The organism is Streptomyces sp. NPDC025273, assembly GCF_040638585.1.
GTDB classification, from domain to species: Bacteria; Actinomycetota; Actinomycetes; order Streptomycetales; family Streptomycetaceae; genus Streptomyces; species Streptomyces cinereorectus.
Genome location: NZ_JBEZYP010000004.1, coordinates 87,663 through 105,044, shown reverse-complemented (window position 1 = coordinate 105,044; position 17,382 = coordinate 87,663). Strand labels below are relative to the sequence as shown.

General features: G+C 73.8%; 15 protein-coding genes. 6 read left to right on the top strand and 9 right to left on the bottom strand.

Annotated features, from left to right (window positions below; genetic code table 11):
- Positions 1–8: 8 nt before the first annotated feature.
- Positions 9–575 carry a DUF1707 and FHA domain-containing protein gene (locus tag AB0F38_RS09310; RefSeq protein WP_361889159.1) on the bottom strand — a complete coding sequence of 189 codons (567 nt, stop codon included), beginning with the start codon at positions 573–575 and terminating at the stop codon, positions 9–11.
- Between the two features lie 164 nt (positions 576–739).
- Here AB0F38_RS09310 and AB0F38_RS09305 point away from each other — a divergent pair, with 164 nt between their 5' ends.
- Together AB0F38_RS09305 and AB0F38_RS09300 are read left to right on the top strand one after the other, a co-directional pair.
- Positions 740–1,729 carry a GNAT family N-acetyltransferase gene (locus AB0F38_RS09305; RefSeq protein WP_361889157.1) on the top strand — a complete coding sequence of 330 codons (990 nt, stop codon included), beginning with the start codon at positions 740–742 and terminating at the stop codon, positions 1,727–1,729.
- A 154-nt stretch (positions 1,730–1,883) separates the two neighbouring features.
- Positions 1,884–2,795: a GNAT family N-acetyltransferase gene (locus tag AB0F38_RS09300; protein WP_361889154.1), complete on the top strand. Its 912-nt coding sequence runs from the start codon at positions 1,884–1,886 to the stop codon at positions 2,793–2,795.
- A 7-nt stretch (positions 2,796–2,802) separates the two neighbouring features.
- Here the strand turns inward: AB0F38_RS09300 and AB0F38_RS09295 are convergent, their stop codons facing one another.
- Complete coding sequence (locus AB0F38_RS09295; protein WP_361889151.1) at positions 2,803–4,161, bottom strand: GH1 family beta-glucosidase; 1,359 nt, start codon at positions 4,159–4,161, stop codon at positions 2,803–2,805.
- Between the two features lie 203 nt (positions 4,162–4,364).
- Here AB0F38_RS09295 and treZ point away from each other — a divergent pair, with 203 nt between their 5' ends.
- Positions 4,365–6,125 (top strand): malto-oligosyltrehalose trehalohydrolase, encoded by a 1,761-nt coding sequence (gene treZ, locus AB0F38_RS09290; protein ID WP_361889148.1) that lies wholly within the window; start codon positions 4,365–4,367, stop codon positions 6,123–6,125.
- A gap of 48 nt (positions 6,126–6,173) precedes the next feature.
- Here the strand turns inward: treZ and AB0F38_RS09285 are convergent, their stop codons facing one another.
- Positions 6,174–7,304 carry an aminopeptidase P family protein gene (locus AB0F38_RS09285; protein WP_361889145.1) on the bottom strand — a complete coding sequence of 377 codons (1,131 nt, stop codon included), beginning with the start codon at positions 7,302–7,304 and terminating at the stop codon, positions 6,174–6,176.
- A gap of 69 nt (positions 7,305–7,373) precedes the next feature.
- Positions 7,374–8,009, bottom strand: a complete 636-nt coding sequence (locus AB0F38_RS09280) for a nucleoside/nucleotide kinase family protein (protein WP_361889142.1) — start codon at positions 8,007–8,009, stop codon at positions 7,374–7,376.
- Positions 8,010–8,115: 106 nt separating this feature from the next.
- Here AB0F38_RS09280 and AB0F38_RS09275 point away from each other — a divergent pair, with 106 nt between their 5' ends.
- The gene (locus AB0F38_RS09275; RefSeq protein WP_361889139.1) at positions 8,116–8,502 is read left to right on the top strand and encodes a VOC family protein; all 387 of its coding nucleotides are present in this window, start codon (positions 8,116–8,118) and stop codon (positions 8,500–8,502) included.
- A 103-nt stretch (positions 8,503–8,605) separates the two neighbouring features.
- Here the strand turns inward: AB0F38_RS09275 and AB0F38_RS09270 are convergent, their stop codons facing one another.
- Complete coding sequence (locus AB0F38_RS09270; protein WP_361889136.1) at positions 8,606–9,277, bottom strand: response regulator transcription factor; 672 nt, start codon at positions 9,275–9,277, stop codon at positions 8,606–8,608.
- Positions 9,265–10,494 (bottom strand): sensor histidine kinase, encoded by a 1,230-nt coding sequence (locus AB0F38_RS09265; protein ID WP_361889133.1) that lies wholly within the window; start codon positions 10,492–10,494, stop codon positions 9,265–9,267. Before AB0F38_RS09265 ends, AB0F38_RS09270 begins: the two co-directional genes overlap by 13 nt.
- 149 nt (positions 10,495–10,643) lie before the next feature.
- Here AB0F38_RS09265 and AB0F38_RS09260 point away from each other — a divergent pair, with 149 nt between their 5' ends.
- Both AB0F38_RS09260 and AB0F38_RS09255 read left to right on the top strand, forming a co-directional pair.
- Entirely contained in the window at positions 10,644–11,381 is a 738-nt protein-coding gene (locus AB0F38_RS09260; RefSeq protein ID WP_361889130.1) for an ABC transporter ATP-binding protein, read from the top strand.
- Positions 11,378–13,966, top strand: coding sequence for an ABC transporter permease (locus AB0F38_RS09255; RefSeq protein WP_361889127.1), 2,589 nt, complete (start codon positions 11,378–11,380; stop codon positions 13,964–13,966). The genes AB0F38_RS09260 and AB0F38_RS09255 overlap by 4 nt, the downstream gene beginning before the upstream one ends.
- Positions 13,967–13,975: 9 nt before the next feature.
- On the opposite strand, the gene AB0F38_RS09250 is transcribed toward AB0F38_RS09255, so the two are convergent.
- From AB0F38_RS09250 to tdh, 3 genes are read right to left on the bottom strand one after another with little or no spacing between them, the layout of a single operon-like run.
- On the bottom strand, positions 13,976–14,881 hold the full coding sequence (locus AB0F38_RS09250) for a LysR family transcriptional regulator (protein WP_361889124.1): 906 nt from the start codon (positions 14,879–14,881) through the stop codon (positions 13,976–13,978).
- A gap of 30 nt (positions 14,882–14,911) precedes the next feature.
- Positions 14,912–16,105 (bottom strand): glycine C-acetyltransferase, encoded by a 1,194-nt coding sequence (locus AB0F38_RS09245; RefSeq protein ID WP_361889121.1) that lies wholly within the window; start codon positions 16,103–16,105, stop codon positions 14,912–14,914.
- A gap of 47 nt (positions 16,106–16,152) precedes the next feature.
- Positions 16,153–17,181, bottom strand: coding sequence for an L-threonine 3-dehydrogenase (gene tdh / locus AB0F38_RS09240; RefSeq protein ID WP_361889118.1), 1,029 nt, complete (start codon positions 17,179–17,181; stop codon positions 16,153–16,155).
- Positions 17,182–17,382: the final 201 nt, after the last annotated feature.

The following is a 17,382-nucleotide window of genomic DNA, read 5'->3' as shown; positions in this document are numbered from 1 at the left end:
GCGCCCGCTCAGGCCGGGGGCCCGGGCAGAGGTGCGGAGAGCCGGAAGGTCATCCGGCCGAAGCTCACCTGGTCGCCGTCGCGGACCGTGGCGGCGCCGATGACCCGCTGGCCGTTGACGCAGGTGCCGTTCGTCGAGCCGAGATCGCGCAGGATCCACCGGCTGCCGTGCGCGGTCAGTTCGGCGTGCAGCCGGGACACCGTCTCGTGGCTGAGCCGCAGTCCGTTGCCCGGGTCGCGGCCTATGCGCAGCGGGTGCGGCCCCGGCACGGGCAGCAGGAGCTTGGGCAGCCGCTCGGACTGCCAGGCCCTGCGCACCCCTGCCGGAAAGGCGGAGAGGCCGCCCACCGCGCGGTACAGCCTGCGGGACCAGCGCCCCCGGCTCTCCAGGTCGGAGGTGAGCGCCGCCAGCTCCTCGGAACGCCGGGCCGTCAGGGCCAGTTCCATACGCCGCAGGAACGTGTCGTGGGAGAGCTTTCCCTGCGCCGCGCCGTCTCTGAGCACACCGAGGACACGGTCGCGCTGGGCGTCGGACAGCCGCGCGGGATACGTGTGGGACTCGAAGGAGGACGTCACAGTGCCGATTGTCGGCCCGAGGGGCCTGAGGTGTCCAGAAGAACTCCGCATTCGCCCCTCCTGACCTGCGCGGCAGCGCATAAATCCGGCCCGTCGGACGCTCCGTGTTGTTAGGGTCGCCCGCTGTCGGTCCTCGCCGGCACCTATGGCACCGAGGAGCCTCTGTGACCCCTGCACCACCGGGACTGACCGTCCGTCCGCTCACCGGAGCGGACGAGCTGGGTCTCTTCTGCCGTCTTTCCTACGTCCTGGACCACGAGCTCGCGGACGATCTGGCCACCGGCCGCCGCCGCCCCGAGTGGATGTGGGTGGCTCTGCTCGGCGACCGGGTCGTGGCGCGCATCGCCTGGTGGACGGGCCGGGACGGCACCGCACCGCAGCTGCTGGACTTCTTCGACCTGGACGACGCCCTGCCGGAGCCGGAGCGTGGCGCGGTCGGGCTGCGGCTGCTGGAGACGGCGAGCGCCGCGGTCCTGCCCGCCGGGCCGGACCGGCCCGAGTACGGCCGGTACATCCCGCCGGACTGGCGTGAGGACCCGGTGGCCCGCGAGGTCGTCGAGGCCCGGATGCGGGTGATGGAGGCGAGCGGCGCACGGCTGCTGGTCGAGCGGCTGCGTCTGGAGTGGCGTGCGGGCACGCCGGTGCCGCAGGACTCCGGCCGGCTGGTGTTCCGTCCGGTGGCCGGACGCGAGGATCTGCTCGCGTTGATGGCACCGGTGATGGAGGGCACCCTGGACGCGCACGGACGGGCGGACCTGGCGTCGGGGCTGACTGCCCGCGAGGCGGCGGAGAAGCACTACGACGAGGAGTTCGCGCACCTGACGACACCTCAGGAGTGGTGGCGGATCGCGGAACTGCCGGACGGCGTGCCGGTCGGCTTCGTCATCCCCGCCCGCAACAACTACCACCCGATGATCGCGTACATCGGGGTACTGCCCGCCCACCGCGGCCACGGCTACGTCGACGACGTCCTGGCCGAGGGCACCCGGGTGCTCGCCGCGCAGGGCGTGGAACGGATCAGGGCGGCGACCGATCTCGGCAACGTCCCGATGGCGAAGTCGTTCGAGCGCCTGGGGTACGTCAACTTCGAGCGGTCCTTCGACATGGTGTGGGACCGGGACAATCCGGTGGACGGCCGGATCCCGGGGTCGTAAGGTCGGTGCGACAGCCAGGCCCCGGACACGGAAGGAGGCGAGAGCGATGCGTACGGCCTCTCTCCCGCGCTCCCGCTCCGTCCGCAGGGCGGTGTCGGACTCGGTCTGACCGGGAGCGCCACGCTTCTTGTCACGAGTCCCGGAGGACACACCCATGACCGATACGGTCATCCGCGCGCTCACCCGGAGCGACGCGCACCTTTTCGATTCCCTGCAGGATCCGTGCCTGGTCGGCCGCGGCGCGTTCGGCCACCGCTACGCCACCGTGCGGGACGGTGGTGAGTACCGCCCCGAGTGGACCTGGGTCGCGCTGCGCGACGGCGTCGTCGTGGCCAGGGCCGCCTGGTGGGGCGGGCCCGCGGACACCGAGCCCGTGCTGCTCAACTACTTCGACTTCGCCCCGGGCGAGGACGGGGTGGCCGCCGAACTGCTGCGCAGGGCACCGTGGTCCGTCGAGTACGAGCTGATCGTGCCGGCCGGCTGGCGGGAACTGCCCGAGGTGCGGGTGGCCGCGGCGGCCCGGGTCGCCGCGGCGGAGGCGGCCGGCCTGGAGCTGCTGGTGGAGCGCTACCGCTACGAGTGGACGCCCGCGTGCGGTCTGCCCGAACGGCCGGGCCGGCTCGCATTCCGGCCGGAGCCGGACGACGAGGTGATCCTGGAGGTCCTGCGCCGGGTCCACTCCGTGACGCTGGACGCCCATGCCCGTCGAGCTGTCGAAGGGCCGGGCGGTCTGGAGCAGGCGGCGCGGGAGGAGCTCGAATTCTTCCGCTGGTGCCCCTCGCCGCGCGCCTGGTGGCAGCTGGCGTACACCCCGGACGGAGCCCTCGCCGGGATCCACGTGCCCGCCCGGAATCCGGGCGGGCCGTGCATCGGATTCATCGGGGTCGTCCCCGAGGCGCGCGGTCACGGCTATGGATACGACCTGCTGGTCGAGAGCACGCACTTCCTGGCCGAGCAGGGTGCGACGTCGGTCGCGGGTGCAACCGACCGGGGCAACACGCCCATGGCCGCCGCGTTCGCCCGGGCCGGTCACCGCATCGTGCAGGAGCGCATCCACCTGGTGTGAGCGGTCGTCAGTCCGTGCCTCCGGTGCGCTGGGCGCGGATCACGTCGCGGTACCAGGCGTACGAGTCCTTCGGGGTGCGCCGCAGGGTCTCGTAGTCGATGTGGACCAGGCCGAAGCGCTTGCTTGCGCCTTCGGTCCACTCCACGTTGTCGGTGAGCGACCAGGTGAAGTAGCCGCGCACGTCGACGCCCGCGTCGATGGCCGTCCGCAGTGCCTCCAGGTGCCCTTCCAGGAAGGCGATGCGGCGGCCGTCGGCGACGGGCTCGTCGACCGCGCAGCCGTTCTCCGTGATGTAGACGGGCGGCAGCCGGCCGCCGAAGCGGTCCTTCAGCCCGCCGAGGGTCTCGGCGAGCCCTTCGGGGACGACGGGCCAGCCGAGGTCGGTCGTGTCGTAGCCCTCGATCTCCCTTATTCCGAACGGGAGTTCGGCGGGCATCGTGTAGCCGGAGAAGGAGCCTGGGGCCCCGGCCCCCGGTGCGCCGACGAGGGTGGGGTTGTAGTAGTTGACCCCGTACCAGTCGAGCGGGGTGGAGATCACCTTGAGATCGTCCTGGACCGGTCCCGGCATCAGGGCGGCGAAGCCCTCGTCGGGGTAGCGGCCGGTCAGGACGGGGTCGGCGAACAGCCAGTTGGCCAGCGTGTCGTAGAGCTCCGCGCCCCGCCGGTCCTCCTCGGAGTCCCCGGCCGTCCAGACGGGGGTGTGGGAGAGCGCGATGCCGATGTTGTCGGCGCCGGCCGCGCGCAGTGCCCGCACGGCCAGCCCGTGGGCGAGGAGTTGGTGGTGGGCGGCGGGCAGCGCGTCGAAGAGGAGGGTGCGGCCGGGGGCGTGCTCGCCGAGTGCGTAGCCGAGCATCGTCACCTCGGCCGGTTCGTTGATGGTGATCCACATGGGCACGCGGTCGGCGAGGCGCTCGGCGACGATGCCCGCGTACTCGGCGAAGCGGTACGCGGTGTCCCGGTTGAGCCAGCCGCCCGCTTCGTCCAGCGGGAGCGGGGTGTCCCAGTGGTAGAGGGTGGGGGCGGGCGTGATGCCGTGGGCGCAGAGCTCGTCGACGAGCCGGTCGTAGAAGTCCAGTCCGGCGGGGTTGAGTGCGCCGCTGCCGCCGGGGACGACCCGGGGCCAGCTGATGGAGAAGCGGAAGGCGTCCGCGCCGAGTCCGGCGAGCAGGGCGACGTCCTCGCGGTAGTGCTCGTGGAAGCCGGTGCCCCGGGTGGTGTCGGTGCCGTCCTTGATCCGGCCCGGCTGTGCGGCGAAGGCGTCCCAGCCGGAGAGCCCCTTGCCGTCGGCGTCGAACGCCCCTTCGGTCTGGAAGGCGGAGGCGGAGGCTCCCCAGAGGAAACCGGGTGGGAAGGTCGGCACGGTCATCTCGGACTCCAGCAGCCGTAAGGGGGACCTTGGATTACTGCCCGGGTTCTCTGCGTATGAGCAGAACCCGGTAGGGCAATGATCAGGACCAGACCCTAATCGCCGGTCTTGGGCTCGCTCCAGTCTTCCGGGGCCCCGAGTGCGACTTCCACCGAGCATGGGGCCCGCTGCCGGGCTTCCGGTTCATGGACGAGGAGTGGTGAATGCAGTTCGAGGTGTGGGCGCCCCGGGCCGAGTCGGTCGTGCTGCGGACGACGGACGGGCGCCGGCCGATGGTGCGCGATCCGCTGCGGGAGGGCTGGTGGACGGCCGAGGCGGACGCGGCCGACGGTGACCGCTACGGCTTCGCGCTCGACGACGGGCCCGTGCTCCCCGACCCCCGCTCCCGCCGCCAGCCGGACGGCCCCGACGGTGAGAGCGCGGTCGTGGACCGGACGGCGTACGCCTGGCGCAACGCGTGGGCGGGTCGCGGGCTGCCGGGCGCCGTCCTGTACGAGCTGCACATCGGGACCTTCACGGACGCGGGCACCTTCGACGCCGCGGCCGAGCGCCTCGGGCACCTCGTGGAGCTCGGCATCACCCATGTGTCGCTGATGCCCGTCTGCCCCTTCCCCGGCACCCACGGGTGGGGGTACGAGGGGGTGTCGCTGTGGGCCGTGCACGAACCGTACGGCGGCCCGGCCGGCCTGAAGCGATTCGTCGACACCGCGCACGGACTGGGTCTCGCGGTGGTCCTCGACGTGGTCCACAACCACCTCGGCCCGTCCGGGAACCACCTCCCCGCCTTCGGCCCCTACTTCACGGACACGCATCACACCCCCTGGGGCCCGGCCGTCAACCTCGACGCTCCCGGCTCGGACGAGGTCCGGTCGTACCTCCTGGGCAGCGCGCTCGCCTGGCTGCGGGACTACCGGCTGGACGGGCTGCGCCTGGACGCCGTGCACGCGCTGGCCGACAGCCGGGCGCTCACCTTCCTGGAGGAGCTCTCCGCGTCCGTCGACGCCCTCGCCGAGGAGCTCGGCCGCCCGCTCTCCCTGATCGCCGAGTCCGACCTCTGCGACCCGCGCACGACCGCACCGCGCGAGGAGGGCGGCCTCGGGCTGCACGCCCAGTGGAACGACGACTTCCACCACTGCCTGCACACCGCCCTCACCGGCGAGTCCCAGGGCTACTACGCCGACTTCGCCGTCGCACCGCTGGCCGCCCTCGCCAAGACCGTGACCGGGGCGTTCTTCCACGACGGTACGTACTCCGGCTTCCGGGGCCGCACGCACGGCCGCCCCGTCGACGTCACCCGCACCCCCGCCCACCGTTTCGTCGGGTACGCCCAGACCCACGACCAGATCGGCAACCGTGCCCTCGGCGACCGGCTCGCCGCCGGCCTCTCCCCCGGGCTCCTGGCCTGTGCCGCGGCCCTCGTGCTCACCGGCCCCTTCACCCCGATGCTCTTCATGGGCGAGGAGTGGGGTGCCCGCACCCCGTGGCAGTTCTTCACCGACCACACCGACCCGGCGCTCGCCCGGGCCGTACGCGAGGGCAGACGGCGCGAGTTCGCGGCGCACGGGTGGGCGCGGGAGGACATCCCGGATCCGCAGGACCCGCGCACCCGGGCCCGTTCCTGCCTCGACTGGAGCGAACCCGCCCGCGAGCCGCACGCCCGCCTCCAGGCCTGGTACCGCGAGCTGATCGCGCTGCGCCGGGCCATGCCCGATCTCTCCGATCCCGATCTGGCCTCGGTCAGGACGGCGTTCGACGAGGAGGCCCGCTGGCTGGCCTTGCGCAGGGGCGATCTGCGGATCGTGGTCAACCTGTCCGGGGAGCCGGCCGCCATCGCGCTGGGCGGCGGCCGTCACCGGACCGGCGGGGGCCGGGTGCTGGCCGCCTGGGAGCCGGTCGGCGCACCGGGCGGCGACGGACTGCTGCGCCTGCCGCCGGAGTCGTGCGTGGTGCTGGCGGACGACTGAGCGAGCTCCGCTTCCGTCACCGCGAGCCGCGGGGCCGAGGGAGGCGCGCTACTCGACGATCGCCATCTCGCGGGAGGTGGTGTTCAGCCGCCGGCCGCCGTCCTCGGTGACCGTGACGATGTCCTCGATACGCACGCCGAAGCGGCCCGGGAGGTAGATGCCGGGCTCCACCGAGAAGCACATCCCGGGGACCAGCGGCTGCTCCTCGCCCTCGATCATGTAGGGCGGCTCGTGGGTGGTGACGCCGATGCCGTGACCGGTGCGGTGGATGAAGCGCTCGCCGTAGCCGAACTCGGTGATCACGGCGCGCGCCGCCCGGTCGATGTCCTGACAGGCCGCCCCGGGCCGCACCGCACGGCAGCCCGCCTCCTGCGCCTCCCGTACGACGTCGTGCACCCGCTGCTCCTCGGCGGTGGGTTCGCCGACGTGGACCGTACGGGAGGTGTCGGAGCCGTATCCGTGCTTCAGGCCGCCGAAGTCGAGGACGACCATGTCGCCCCGCTCGATGGTCCGGTCGCCGGCCTCATGGTGTGGACTGGCGCCGTTCGGGCCGGAGCCGACCACGGTGAAGTCGACCTGCGAGTGGCCGGACTCCCTGAGGAGGGCGGCCAGATCGGCGGCGACCTCGGTCTCCCTGCGGCCGGAGAAACGGACCTCGATGATCCGCTCGTACGTGGCGTCGGCGGCGGCCCCCGCCGCGGCGAGCCGCTCCAGCTCGGCCGCGTCCTTGACGGCGCGCAGCATCGGCAGGACCGCGGTGAGCGAGGCGTAGGAGGTGCCGGGAAGGCGCTGCTGCAGCGCGAGCAGGTGCAGCGCCCAGGTGTTGTCACTGACCCCGAACCGTCCCTCGCCGTCGAGCAGTCCGGCGGTCAGCGCGTACGGATCCGAGGCGTCGGTCCAGTCGTGCAGGGTGAGGGCGGGGGCCCCCGTCGCGCGCTCGGCGTCCGGGGCCTCCAGGGCCGGGACGACGAGGACGGGGTCGTGGCCGACGCGCAGGACGAGGAGGGTGAGGCGTTCGGTGTCCGCCGGGACCCGGTAGCCGGTGAGGTGGACCAGGTCGGGGCCCGGCGCCACCAGGACACCCGCGAGCCCCGCGGCGTCGGCCGATGCGGCCGCGCGGACCATCCGGGCCCGGTAGTCGTCGGCGGTGAAGGGAACGGGCTGGCCGGGGCTGGGCATGTGGACCTCCTGGCGGGGCGACACGGCAGACAGCATCCTGCCCGTACGGTCCGGCGGACGCGAACGGGTTCAGGGCATGTCGCCGACCCGCACGACGAGATCGGCCAGATCGCGGCCCCGCTCGACCAGCCGGGCGTTGGGTTCGTCGGATGCGGCGACCCAGCACTCGGCCTGCGGGCGCGGCTTGCCGAACCGCACATGGCGTTCCACCAGCCTGCGCACCCGCAGGTCCGGTTCGGGATCCAGGAACCACACCTCGTCGAGCAGCCCGCGTACCGGCGCCCACGGTCCCTCGTCCAGGAGGAGGTAGTTGCCCTCGGTCACGACGAGCGGGGTGTCCGGGGGGACGGGGACGGCCCCGGCGATCGGTTCCTCCAGGCTCCGGTCGAACGTGGGCGCGTACACCGGGCCGGGTCCCTCGGGGTGCCGCAGCCGCCGGAGCAGGGCCGCGTATCCGGCGGCGTCGAAGGTGTCGGGGGCGCCCTTGCGACCGGACCGGCCGAGGCGGTCCAGCTCGGCTCCGGCCAGGTGGAAGCCGTCCATCGGGACGAGGACCGCGCGTCCTTCCAGGGAGCCGACGAGCCGGGCGGCCAGAGTGGACTTCCCCGCTCCGGGCGCGCCCGCGATGCCGAGGATGCGGCGGGTGCCGGGGACGGCGAGGCGGCGGGCGCGGGCCGTCAGCTCGGTCAGGTCGGTCGTGTCCATGCGGGCATTGTCCCCGGGGCGCGCGCGACGGCGTTAGTGTGACGCAGAGCAGTGTTACGTATAACCATCCCGGGACGCAGCGCCGTTCCCACGCCGAAGGACCGCCATGCCCCACATCGCCCTGGTCACCCTGGTCGTGCGCGACTACGACGAGGCCCTCTCCTTCTATACGGACGCCCTCGGGTTCGAGCTGGTGGAGGACACCGACCGGGGTGACGGCTCGCGCTGGGTGGTCGTGCGGCCGCGCGGAACGCGGGGCACGGGGCTGCTGCTGGCCCGCGCCAAGGACCCCGCCCAGCTGGGGAGTGTCGGGGCTCAGACGGGCGGCCGGGTCGGGTTCTTCCTGCACACCGAGGACTTCGCGGGCGACCACGAGCGGATGCGGGCCGCGGGTGTGCGTTTCCTGGAGGAGCCGAGGCACGAGGTGTACGGCTCGGTGGCGGTCTTCGAGGACCTGTACGGCAACCGGTGGGACCTGCTGCAGCCCGCCTGAGTGACGCGCCCTTCCCGAAGGGCTCCGGTGTGCGCGGCACGGTACGGCTCGGCCCCCGGGGACCAGGGGGTCCTGGCCGTTCCCGCGGGGTGGTGAGCACCGGTCAGCGCGGGACCCGGTCCTCGTCCCTGCCCTCCAGGTAGGCCAGCACCGCGAGCACGCGCCGGTGCACCGTGCCGTCGTCGGGCTCCAGGCCGAGCTTGGCGAAGATCGAACCGATGTGTTTGCTCACCGCCCTCTCCGTCACGACCAGTTGGGCCGCGATGGTGCCGTTCGCCTGGCCCTGCGCCATGTGTTCCAGGACTTCCCGCTCCCGTGCGGTGAGACTCCGCAGCGGCCGCGCGGACGCCTTGCGGGTCAGCAGCTGGGACACCACCTCGGGGTCGAGAGCCGTGCCGCCCGCGGCCACCCTGTCCAGGGCCTCCAGGAACTGCTCGACGCGCCCCACCCGGTCCTTGAGCAGGTAGCCGATGCCCTGCGCGCCCCTGGCCAGCAGCTCTGCGGCGTACGTCTCCTCGACGTACTGGGACAGGACCAGGATCGGCAGGCCGGGCAGCTCGGCACGGGCCGCGAGCGCGGCCCGCAGGCCCTCGTCGCGGAAGGTCGGCGGGAGGCGTACGTCGAGCACGGCCACGTCGGGGCGGTGCTCCAGCAGTGCGGGCAAAATCTCCGGACCGGTGGCCGCGTCGGCGACCACCTCGTGCCCGGAGCTGGTGAGGAGCAGGATGATGCCCTCGCGCAGCAGCGCGTTGTCCTCCGCGATCACGATCCGCACGGCAGCTCCACCTCGATGTACGTCGGCCCCCCGGCGGGGCTGCTGATCCGGGTGGTCCCGTCCAGGGCGGCGACCCGCCGCCTGATCCCGACCAGCCCGCTGCCGGCGCGCTCGTCCGCGCCGCCGTGCCCATCGTCGCCGATCCGTACGCGGAGCGTGCCGGGGCCCCTGGTGATCCGGACGGTCGCCGCCGTCGCCCCGCTGTGCTTGCTGATGTTGGTGAGGGCCTCGGCGACCACGAAGTAGGCGGCTGCCTCGATCGCGGCAGGGAGCCGCCGGCCGTCCTCGACCCCGCCGAGTTCGACCTCGGCGGGAACGGCCACATCGGCGGCCAACGCCCTGACCGCACCGGTCAGTCCACGGTCCGTGAGCACCGGCGGATGGATGCCGCGCACCACGTGCCGCAGCTCCGCGAGGGCCGCCTCCGCGCCGTCCTGCGCCTCGTCGAGCCGGACCCGGGCAGCCGCCGGGTCGCGGTCGAGGAGCTGCTTGGCCAGCCCGATGCGCATCGACAGGGCGACGATCCTGGCCTGCGCCCCGTCGTGCAGATCCCTTTCGATGCGGCGCAGTTCAGCACCGTGGGCCTCGACCGCGCCGGCACGGCTCTGCGTCAGCTGGACGATGCGCTCGTCGAGGACGTCGGGCACCGGGGAGGTGAGGACCGCGCGCGTCCAGCTCGCCGAGAGGTCGGCGAGCACCGGGTGCCAGCGCAGCACCCAGCCTCCGCGTACGGGGACCGGGGTGCCGTACTCCTCGCTCGTGCGCCGGTCCAGCAGGTGGACGACGGTCAGTACGGCACCGTCGACGAGCAGCCCGACCGGCCACAGCACCATCATGAGGTAGCCGAGAGCGTTGCCCGCCAGGGCCTGGAACGGCAGCCAGAGCACGTCCCGCAAGGTCGCCGGGTCGGTGAGGAGGCGGCGTACCCGGTCGGACAGCTCCCCCGCGTCCAGCGGCAGATAGGGCGTCGGCCGGAAGGGGAGGCCCAGCCGTGCCGCGGCTCTGCGGCGCTCGGACTCCGCGAACCGGCGCAGCGCTCCGGCCGCTTCCGGCAGGGCGGGGAGCCCGATGACGACGGCGGCGAACAGCAGCACCGCCAGGACGAGGAACACGCAGACGTACGCGGCCAGTGCCACCGGGATGCCGATGAGGAGGTAGCGCGAGGCGTCCCACGAACGCCGGACGGCCGCCGTCAGCGGGGAGGGAGTGGAGCTCATGGCAGCCCACCGTACGGGGGTTCGCCCTCCCCGGGAGGGGTGCCCTCCCCCCGGTGGAGGTGGAGCCTGCTCCACCACGGGTCCGGGAGTGCGCACCCTCGCCCCCGCCACTCGCCCTCACTAGCGTTTGTGCAGGTCACAGGGCATGCATGGCGAGGGGAACGGTGAAGCAGACGGTGCACACGGTCACGGCGGTGCGAACGGCCGCGCTGAGTCTGGAGTCGGTGAGCCGGCGCTACGGGCGGCGGGGCGGCGGCCCGGAGGTGACGGCGCTGGACGCGGTCAGCTGCGCGGTTCCGGCCGGGAGTCTCACCGCGGTGGTGGGGCCGTCCGGGTCGGGCAAGAGCACGTTCCTGCAGTGCGCGGCGGGCCTGGACCGGCCGACGTCCGGGACGGTGCGCATCGGCGGCACGGATCTCGGCTCACTGTCCGAGGCTGCACTGACCCGGCTGCGCCGGGACCGGGTCGGCTTCGTCTTCCAGTCGCACGCCCTGAATCTGGTGCGCTCGCTGAGCATCGAGGAGAACGTCATCCTCCCGCTGGTCCTGGCGGGAGCCGACCCGGCCGGGGCCGAGGTGCTCGCCCGCGGAAGGGAGTCGCTGACGCGGGTGGGTCTCGCGGGGCGCGGGAAGGACGGCCCTGCGAGGCTGTCGGGCGGCCAGCAGCAGCGGGTGGCGGTGGCGCGGGCCCTGGTGACGGAGCCCGATGTGATCTTCGCGGACGAGCCGACGGCGTCCCTGGACCCCGAGTCGGCGGCACTGGTGATGGCGCTGCTGCGGGACGCGGTACGGACCGAGGGCCGCACGGTCGTCATGGTGACCCACGATCCGGTGGCGGCGAGCTGGGCGGACACCGTGCTGACGATGGACGGCGGGCAGCTTCGATGAGCACGGACACGCACGCGGGACGGGCGCCCGTGGTGGCCGCGCGAGCGGGTTCCCGGCGGGCGTCGGCGTTCCTCGCACGGCGGTCGCTGAAGGCCCATCGCCGTTCCTGGGCCGCCGTGTTCGCGGCCGCGGCCGCCGCGGCGGCACTGCTCGGGGCGTTCGCGCTGGTCCTCGGTTCGCTGCTGCTCGCGCAGCCGCCGGTGGAGCGGTACGCCGGCGCGGACGCGGTGGTGGCGGCCTCCCAGGAGGTCGCGTACACCGCGGAGCCGTGGGGCGGTGAGCCGCGGACCGTGACGGCGTATCTGCCCGAGCGGGTCCGTCTGGACCGCGCTCTGGTGGCAAGGGCCGCGGCGGCCGACGGGGCCGCGGGCGCCGTCGCGGACGACTCGGTGCCGGTGGTCCTGGCCGACGGGGCCCCGGCGACGGGCCGTTCGTGGCCCTCCGCCGTCCTCACCCCTTACCGGCTCTCCGAGGGCCGGGCGCCGAGGACCTCCGACGAGGTGGTCCTGGACACGGCGCTGGCACCGTCCGGTACGGAGCCGGGCGACACGGTGGCGCTCCGGGCGGGCGGACCGGCCCGGCAGTACACCGTCAGCGGACTGGCCGGGACCGGCCGGCACACGGGGTCCCGGGCTGTCTTCTTCACCGAGGCGCACCTGACCGCGCTGGCCGGGCACCCCCGTACGGTCGACGCGATCGGGATCCTCGCCGAGCGCGGCGTCGCCGCGGGGACCCTGCGGGAGTCATTGCGCGCCGCTCTGCCGGACACGGCGGGGGCGGGCCATGAGGTGCGGGTCCTGACCGGCGCGGAACGCGGCGAGGGCGAGCGGGTGGAGGCGCTGGGCGGACGGGACGACCTCCTGGCACTGCTGGCCTCCATCGCGGGGACCGTCCTGCTGGTGGCCCTGCTGGTGATCGCCTCCACCCTCTCCCAGGCCGTCCACCAGCGCTCCGGCGAACTGGCGCTGCTGCGGGCGGTGGGGGCGTCCCCGCGTCAGCTCAGGTCGGCGATCGGCCGGGAGGCGGGCCGGGTGGCCGGGGCCGCCGCGGTCCTGGGCGGGGTCGCGGCGGTGCCGCTCGGGCTGGTGATCCGGTCGCTGCTGGCCACGGATCCGCTGCCGCTGCCCGTGCCGCTGTGGCTGCCGTTCGCGGCGGGCGCCGCCGGAGCGCTGATCGTCTCCCTGGCCGCGCGGCCCGTCGCGATACCGGCCGCCCGGGGCATCACCCGGCTGCGGCCGTCCGCCGCGCTGGGGGCGGCCGGTGCGCCCGAGCCGAGCGATCCGGGCCGGTTCCGTACGGGCGCCGGGCTGGTCCTGGTGCTGGCGGGCGCCGGCTCGGCCGGTCTGGCCACGGCGCAGGGCGGGCAGGCCGCGGCGCTGGCCGCGTCGGGCTCGGCCACCTCGCTGGTCGTCGCGGTGGCCCTGCTGGGCCCCCGGATCGCACGGGTGGCGGTCCGTGTGCTGGGCAGGCCGGTGCGCCGGCTGGGCGGGGCCTCCGGGTTCCTGGCGGCCAGGTCCTCCGCCGCGCACACCCGCAGGCTCGGTGCGGCGATCACTCCGGTCGTGCTGGTGGTCGCGTTCGTCTGTGTGCAGCTGGCGGCGGCGTCGACGCTGGAGCGGGCAGCCGGCCGGCAGGCCGCCGCGGCGCTCCGGGCGGATCTGGTGGTGACGGGTCCGGCCGGCGGGCTCCCGGCCGGGGCGGCGGAGGCCGTGCGCGGGGCGCCCGGCGTCGCGGCGGCGACCGGTGTACTGCGGTCGACCGTGGTGCTGGCCGGCCGCGAGGCGGGCGAACCCGTACTGGAGCGGCTCCCCGTCCTCGGCGTGACGGCGGGTGGGCTGCGGCGCACGCTCGATCCGCAGGTCACCGCGGGCGACCTCGCGGACCTGACGGGCACGGGCACGGTGGCGGTCGGAGCGGACCGGGCCGACGCCCTGGACACGGGTGTCGGCGGCACGGTGCAGCTGCGGCTCGGGGACGGTGCGCAGGTCGGGCTGCGGGTGGTAGCCGTCTACGAACGGGCCTTGGGAATCGGCGAGTTCATGCTCCCCCGCGCGGCGCTCGCAGCCCATGTGTCGGCCGCGCGTGACCGAGCGGTCCTGATCCGCACGGAACCCGGCACGGGCAACGGTACGGCGGCGGCATCCGTCCGGGAGGCGCTCACCCCGTACGGCGGTGCGCCGGTCCGTGCGGCGACGGCGGACGACGTGCGGATCGCCCCGCCCGCCTCCGGGCAGGACGAGGCGCTGGTCGTCATCGGGGTCGGAGTCATCGGCGGCTTCGCACTCCTGGCGGTGGTCAGCACCCTCGCCCTCATCTCGGCGGGCAGGCGGGGCGAGCTGCGGCTGCTGCGCCTGGTCGGCGCGGGTGAGGGCCAGTTGACCCGGATGCTGGTCCTGGAGACCGGCCTGGTGGTATGCGCGGGCCTGGCGATCGGCACGCTCGTCGCCGCCGTCCCGCTCACGGCCTTCTCGGTGGCGCTGGCCGGCTCGGCACCGTACATGGCACCCGCGCAGTACGGGGCGCTGGCCCTGGCCGTGACGGCGGCTGCCGCGGCGGGGACCGTGCTCCCGGCCGCCCGCAGATGAGGGCGGCCCCTACGCCAGGCCGGCCGCCGCCCCCAGCGCGTCCAGGACCGGCTTGATCAGCGGATGCCCCTCGGCCCCCTGCCGTACCGCCGCGAAGACCCGCCGGGTCGGGGCGCTGCCCTCCACCGGCCGCACGACGACGCCGCCGAGCTCCGTGCCCCGCAGCGCCGAGCGGGGCACCAGCGCCACCCCGGCGCCCGCCCCGGCCAGCGCGACCACTGCGTGGAAGTCGTCCGAGGAGTGCTCCAGGCGGGGTGCGAATCCCGCGTACTCGCAGGCCAGGACCACCACGTCATGGCAGGGGTTGCCGGGGTAGGGGCCGATCCACGGGTCCCCGGCGAGGTCGGCGACGGAGACGTGTTCCTGGCCGGCGAGGCGGTGGCCGACCGGGAGCACCGCGTCGAAGGGCTCGGAGTACAGCGGCACCCGGGTCAGCCGCCGGTCGTCGTCACCGGGCGCCCCGCGGTATTCGACGGCGACCGCCACGTCGACCTGCCGGTCCAGCACCATCGGCACGCTCGCGTCCCCCTCGGCGTCCTGCACCCGGACCCGGATGCCGGGGGCGGTGCGGGTCAGCTCGGCGATGGCGGGGGCGAGGACGAGGCCGATGCCGGTGGCGAACGCGGCGACGGTGACCGTCCCCGCGACGCCCGCGCCGTAGTCGGCGAGCTCCGCCTCGGCCCGCTCCAGCTGGGCGAGCACCACGTTGGCGTGGGTCAGCAGGATCTCCCCGGCGGCGGTCAGTCTCGCCCCCCGCGCTCCGCGCTCGACGAGCCGGTGACCGGTCTCCTGCTCCAGGGCGGCGAGCTGCTGGGAGACCGCGGAGGGGGTGAGGTACAGCGCGGCGGCTGCGGCGGTCACCGTGCGGTGGTCCGCCACCGCACGGAGGATACGCAGCCGCCGTGCATCGATCATGCGCTCATTGTCCCAGATCGTGAGACGGCCCTACGCCTCCAGGGCCGCCCGTGCACCGACGAACGCGTCCACGGCGCGGTTGACGTCGTCGGTGGAGTGCGCGGCGGAGAGCTGGACGCGGATGCGCGCGGCTCCCTGCGGGACGACGGGGTACGAGAACCCGATCACGTACACACCGCGCTCCAGGAGCAGCTCCGCCATCCGGCCCGCCTTCGTCGCGTCCCCGATCATCACGGGGGCGATGGCGTGGTCGCCGGGCAGGATGTCGAAGCCCTCCTCGGTCATCCGGGAGCGGAAGAGCGCGGTGTTGGCGTCGAGCTGCTCGCGCAGGTCGCCCGCGGACTCCAGCAGGTCGATGACCTTGAGGGAGGCGGCGGCGATGACCGGGGCGAGCGAGTTGGAGAACAGGTACGGGCGCGAGCGCTGGCGCAGCAGCGCGACGATCTCGGCACGCGCCGCGACGTAGCCGCCGGACGCACCGCCCAGGGCCTTGCCGAGCGTGCCGGTGATGATGTCGACGCGGTCCATGACGCCGTGCAGCTCGGGGGTGCCCCGGCCGCCGGGCCCGACGAAGCCGACGGCGTGCGAGTCGTCGACCATGACCATCGCGTCGTAGCGGTCGGCCAGGTCGCAGATCTCCGCGAGCGGGGCGACGTATCCGTCCATGGAGAACACGCCGTCGGTGACGACGAGCCGCCGCCGCGCCCCGGATGCCTCCTTGAGCTGCTGCTCCAGATCTGCCATGTCGCGGTTGGCGTAGCGGTGGCGCCTGGCCTTGGAGAGGCGGATGCCGTCGATGATGGAGGCGTGGTTGAGGGCGTCGGAGATCACCGCGTCCTCGGGGCCGAGCAGGGTCTCGAAGACACCGCCGTTGGCGTCGAAGCAGGAGGAGTAGAGGATCGTGTCCTCCTGGCCGAGGAAGGCCGAGAGCCGCTGCTCCAGCTCCTTGTGGACCTCCTGGGTACCGCAGATGAAGCGGACGGACGCGAGGCCGTAGCCCCAGCGGTCCAGTGCATCGTGGGCGGCGGCGACGACCTCGGGGTGGTCGGCGAGGCCCAGGTAGTTGTTGGCGCAGAAGTTGAGGACCTCACCGGCGCGGCCGCCGGAGGTCACGCCGACGGTGGCGGACTGCGGGGTGCCTATCACCCGCTCGGGCTTCTGGAGTCCGGCGTCCCGGATCTCGTCGAGGGTGGTGCGCAGGTCGTCGCGTACGGAGTCGAACATGAAGGATGTCTCCCAGGTGGGTACGGGCCGGGGGGTACGGGGTGCGGTCAGGCGGACCAGTCGAGCAGGACCTTGCCGCCGAGGCCGCTCGCGGCGTCGTCGAACGCGGCTTCGAAGTCGCGGTATCCGTACCGTCCGGTGATCACGGGGGCGAGGTCGAGTCCGCCCTCCAGCAGCACGGACATGGCGTACCAAGTCTCGTACATCTCACGGCCGTAGATGCCCTTGATCGTGAGCATCGAGGTCACGACGCGGGACCAGTCGACGGGGAACGCGCCGGCCGGGAGTCCGAGCATCGCGATCCGGCCGCCGTGCGTCATGTTCGCGATCATGTCCTGCATCGCCTCGGGGCGGCCGGACATCTCCAGGCCGATGTCGAAGCCCTCGCGCAGGCCGAGGTGGCGCTGGCCGTCGGCGATGGTCTCCTTGCCGACGTTCAGGGCGAGGCTGACGCCGACCTTCCTGGCCAGTTCCAGGCGGGCCTCGCTGACGTCGGTGATGACGACGCTGCGGGCGCCGGCGTGGCGGGCGACGGCGGCGGCCATGATGCCGATCGGGCCGGCACCGGTGATCAGGACGTCCTCGCCTACCAGCGGGAAGGACAGGGCGGTGTGCACGGCGTTGCCGAACGGGTCGAAGATCGCGGCGACGTCGAGGTCGACCTTGTCCCGGTGCACCCACACGTTCGACGCGGGCAGGGCGAGGTATTCGGCGAACGCCCCGTCCCGGCCGACGCCCAGGCCGAGGGTGGAGCGGCAGAGGTGACGCCGTCCGGCGAGACAGTTGCGGCACTTCCCGCACACCAGGTGGCCCTCGCCGCTGACGAGGTCGCCGACCTCGATGTCGACGACGTCGCAGCCGAGGCCGGCGACCTCGCCCACGAACTCGTGGCCGAGGACGAGCGGGGTGCGCACGGCCTGCTGCGCCCAGCCGTCGTAGTCGCGGATGTGGAGGTCGGTGCCGCAGATTCCGGTGCGCAGGACCTTGATCAGGACGTCCGCGGGGCCGATCTCCGGCTCCGGCACGTCCATCAGCCAGAGTCCCGGCTCGGCCTTCTGCTTCACGAGTGCCTTCACGGCTGCGACTCCCTGTACCTGATACCTGGTGAATGCCCCGGGCCGGGGGCATGCCGAAGGCGGCCTGCGGCCCGGGGCGGATGGGGGTACGGCGGCGGGACAGGCGCTCGGATCGGCTCCACGCACGGCCCGCGGGTCCCTTCCGCCGTCACGGAGACTGTGCCGCACCCGGCCCCTCAGGTCCATCGAGGTTTTCTTAAG

What these genes read in the sequence shown, in the direction of transcription:
- AB0F38_RS09300 (WP_361889154.1), top strand. Translation starts at nt 1,884, where the DNA reads ATGACCGATACGGTCATCCGCGCGCTCACCCGGAGCGACGCGCACCTT.
- AB0F38_RS09295 (WP_361889151.1), bottom strand. Translation starts at nt 4,161, where the DNA reads ATGACCGTGCCGACCTTCCCACCCGGTTTCCTCTGGGGAGCCTCCGCC.
- treZ (WP_361889148.1), top strand. Translation starts at nt 4,365, where the DNA reads ATGCAGTTCGAGGTGTGGGCGCCCCGGGCCGAGTCGGTCGTGCTGCGG.
- AB0F38_RS09285 (WP_361889145.1), bottom strand. Translation starts at nt 7,304, where the DNA reads ATGCCCAGCCCCGGCCAGCCCGTTCCCTTCACCGCCGACGACTACCGG.
- AB0F38_RS09280 (WP_361889142.1), bottom strand. Translation starts at nt 8,009, where the DNA reads ATGGACACGACCGACCTGACCGAGCTGACGGCCCGCGCCCGCCGCCTC.
- AB0F38_RS09275 (WP_361889139.1), top strand. Translation starts at nt 8,116, where the DNA reads ATGCCCCACATCGCCCTGGTCACCCTGGTCGTGCGCGACTACGACGAG.
- AB0F38_RS09265 (WP_361889133.1), bottom strand. Translation starts at nt 10,494, where the DNA reads ATGAGCTCCACTCCCTCCCCGCTGACGGCGGCCGTCCGGCGTTCGTGG.
- AB0F38_RS09260 (WP_361889130.1), top strand. Translation starts at nt 10,644, where the DNA reads ATGGCGAGGGGAACGGTGAAGCAGACGGTGCACACGGTCACGGCGGTG.
- AB0F38_RS09255 (WP_361889127.1), top strand. Translation starts at nt 11,378, where the DNA reads ATGAGCACGGACACGCACGCGGGACGGGCGCCCGTGGTGGCCGCGCGA.
- AB0F38_RS09250 (WP_361889124.1), bottom strand. Translation starts at nt 14,881, where the DNA reads ATGATCGATGCACGGCGGCTGCGTATCCTCCGTGCGGTGGCGGACCAC.
- AB0F38_RS09245 (WP_361889121.1), bottom strand. Translation starts at nt 16,105, where the DNA reads ATGTTCGACTCCGTACGCGACGACCTGCGCACCACCCTCGACGAGATC.